The organism is Shigella sp. FC1544 (assembly GCF_001722145.1).
Lineage (GTDB): Bacteria > Pseudomonadota > Gammaproteobacteria > Enterobacterales > Enterobacteriaceae > Escherichia > Escherichia coli.
Genome location: NZ_MECT01000195.1, coordinates 1 through 3054 on the forward strand (window position 1 = coordinate 1; position 3054 = coordinate 3054).

4 protein-coding genes and 1 pseudogene are annotated in these 3054 nt (G+C 47.8%); 3 read left to right on the plus strand and 2 right to left on the minus strand.

Going from position 1 to position 3054, the window contains the following annotated elements:
* A partial coding sequence (locus BGK49_RS11420; RefSeq protein ID WP_000567733.1) for a transposase occupies positions 1-280 on the minus strand: 280 nt, incomplete at its 3' end.
* Positions 281-333: 53 nt separating this feature from the next.
* On the opposite strand from BGK49_RS11420, the gene BGK49_RS11425 reads away from it, so the two are divergent.
* Entirely contained in the window at positions 334-1698 is a 1365-nt protein-coding gene (locus BGK49_RS11425) for an APC family permease (RefSeq protein ID WP_000604848.1), read from the plus strand.
* Here BGK49_RS11425 and BGK49_RS11430 read toward each other — a convergent pair whose 3' ends face one another.
* Positions 1699-2607 carry a LysR family transcriptional regulator gene (locus tag BGK49_RS11430; protein WP_001242678.1) on the minus strand — a complete coding sequence of 303 codons (909 nt, stop codon included), beginning with the start codon at positions 2605-2607 and terminating at the stop codon, positions 1699-1701.
* A gap of 99 nt (positions 2608-2706) precedes the next feature.
* Here BGK49_RS11430 and BGK49_RS11435 point away from each other — a divergent pair.
* Positions 2707-2877 (plus strand): annotated as a pseudogene (locus BGK49_RS11435) (NAD(P)H-dependent oxidoreductase); the annotation flags it as partial.
* A 55-nt stretch (positions 2878-2932) separates the two neighbouring features.
* A partial coding sequence (locus BGK49_RS26625; protein WP_001422013.1) for an IS1 family transposase occupies positions 2933-3054 on the plus strand: 122 nt, incomplete at its 3' end.

A 3054-nucleotide genomic window follows, 5' to 3' on the forward strand; every position in this document is an offset into this window, starting at 1 on the left:
TTTCCATCGTTTTCTTGCCGAGCAGGCGCTGGAGTTCTTTAATCTGCTTCATGGCGGCAGCAAGTTCAGAGGCAGGAACAACCTGTTCTCCGGCGGCCACAGCAGTAAGACTTCCTTCCTGGTATTGCTTACGCCAGAGAAATAACTGGCTGGCTGCTACACCATGTTGCCGGGCAACGAGGGAGACCGTCATCCCCGGTTCAAAGCTCTGCTGAACAATTGCGATCTTTTCCTGTGTGGTACGCCGTCTGCGTTTCTCCGGCCCTAAGACATCAATCATCTGTACTCCAATGACTAGTCTAAAAACTAGTATTAAGACTATCACTTATTTAAGTGATACTGGTTGTCTGGAGATTCAGGGGGCCAGTCTACCAGGGGCTGGTGGTTGTTTTTTCATGGGTGTTTATCTTTGCGCTCTATTTCACACCTTATGCGCTAATTGTTGGTCAGTTAGGCTCGACCTTCAAAGATGGGAAGGGCGGGGTCAGTACCTGGATTAAACACACGATGGGGCCCGGACTGGCTTATCTCGCCGCGTGGACCTACTGGGTGGTGCATATTCCCTATCTGGCACAAAAACCCCAGGCAATTCTGATTGCGCTCGGTTGGGCGATGAAAGGCGACGGTTCGCTAATCAAAGAATATTCAGTCGTAGCGTTACAGGGGTTAACGCTGGTGCTGTTTATCTTCTTTATGTGGGTTGCTTCACGCGGTATGAAATCGCTGAAAATCGTCGGTTCTGTGGCAGGGATTGCGATGTTTGTTATGTCGCTCCTGTATGTGGCGATGGCGGTAACCGCGCCTGCGATTACTGAAGTGCATATTGCGACCACAAACATTACCTGGGAAACGTTCATTCCTCATATCGACTTTACCTACATTACCACTATTTCAATGCTGGTTTTCGCGGTTGGCGGAGCAGAGAAGATTTCTCCTTACGTTAATCAAACGCGCAACCCAGGAAAAGAATTTCCAAAAGGGATGTTATGCCTGGCGGTGATGGTTGCGGTTTGTGCCATTCTGGGCTCACTGGCGATGGGGATGATGTTTGACTCGCGTAATATCCCGGATGACTTAATGACTAACGGTCAATATTACGCCTTTCAGAAGCTGGGCGAGTATTACAACATGGGTAATACTTTAATGGTGATTTACGCCATTGCGAATACCCTGGGACAAGTAGCTGCGCTGGTATTCTCGATTGATGCCCCGCTTAAAGTGCTATTAGGTGATGCTGACAGCAAATATATTCCAGCCAGTTTATGTCGTACCAACGCTTCTGGTACGCCCGTTAATGGCTATTTTCTGACCCTGGTGCTGGTGGCAATTCTGATTATGCTGCCGACTCTCGGCATCGGTGATATGAACAATCTCTATAAATGGCTGTTGAATCTTAACTCGGTAGTGATGCCGCTGCGTTATTTATGGGTATTTGTTGCATTTATTGCAGTCGTTCGCCTGGCGCAGAAATATAAACCAGAATATGTCTTTATTCGTAATAAGCCTCTGGCAATGACCGTCGGGATTTGGTGTTTTGCCTTTACCGCCTTTGCCTGTTTGACGGGGATCTTCCCGAAAATGGAAGCCTTCACTGCAGAGTGGACCTTCCAGTTGGCGCTGAATGTTGCAACGCCGTTTGTGCTGGTAGGATTAGGACTGATTTTCCCGCTGCTGGCGCGTAAAGCGAATGGTAAATAATTATTGTGGTCGGTGACGCTGACTCTGGCAGATCTGACCCGTTTTTACATAATCGAGAAATGCGCGCAAGCCGCAGGACATATACTGGCGGTTTGGATAATAGATCTGGAAGCCTGGACGCTCTGTGCTCCAGTCTCCCAGTACACATTCTAAACGACCAGTATCAAGGTACTCCTTGATCTGTTCATAGAGCAGATACCCGATACCAGCACCCATCAAAACGGCCTCCAGTTCAGCATCAACATCATCCAGAATGATATTTCCTGCGACAGCAATTTCCAGCTCCTTTGCAAATTGCCAGTGGAAAGGTTTGCCGCTGGGATAACGAAAAACAACACATTGATGATTAAGCAGATCATGAGGATGGCGGGGTTTGCCATATCTTGCAAAGTACTCTGGCGTTGCTGCTACACATAATTTCACTGGCGGGCCGATCGCCACGCTGATCATATCTTTTTCGACGATGCCACTAAGTCGAACGCCAGCGTCAAAGCCCTGTTGGACGATATCGACAAGAGAGTCGTCAGTTGTGAGCTCGACTTTAATATCAGGATATTCACGTGTGAAACCAACCAGTAAAGGCATTAAAAATATACGTGCAGCTACCCGGGCGGCATTGATTTTGAGCGTTCCTGTCGGTGTCAGACGAAAATCATTCATCTCATCTAACATGATCTGAATTTCGTCGAAAGCTGGGCGCAATCGTTCATAGAGATTAGAACCCGCTTCCGTTAACGATACGCTTCGGGTTGTCCGATTGAATAAGCGAATTTTAAGACGTTGTTCCAGTGTTTTAATACTATGGCTAATGGCGGACGAGGATAAGCCTAACTCATCGCCCGCTGCACGAAAGCTTTGATTACGGGCCACGGCAAAGAAAGTGGCAAAGTCAGACATATTCATCCGCATTAGTGAAAATCCTTCATTAACTCATCCTGAATCATCACGTTTACAGGATTATGCCGCCTGCGTAAAGTGCGCTCCAGAACTTAACGTGGAGGTAAAATTATGCAGTCTGAACGTATTTATTTGGTATGGGCCCATCCTCGTCATGATTCATTGACCGCACATATTGCTGATGCGATCCATCAGCGGGCAATGGAGCGGAAAATACAGGTGACGGAACTCGATTTATATCGGCGTAATTTCAACCCAGTGATGACGCCGGAAGATGAACCAGGTGATGCTGCCAACTTACTGATTTAGTGTATGATGGTGTTTTTGAGGTGCTCCAGTGGCTTCTGTTTCTATCAGCTGTCCCTCCTGTTCAGCTACTGACGGGGTGGTGCGTAACGGCAAAAGCACTGCCGGACATCAGCGCTATCTCTGCTCTCACTGCCGTAAAACATGGCAACT

Bases quoted from the DNA above. Each gene is read 5' to 3' on its own strand.
- BGK49_RS11430 (WP_001242678.1), bottom strand. From the start codon at position 2,607: ATGCGGATGAATATGTCTGACTTTGCCACTTTCTTTGCCGTGGCCCGT.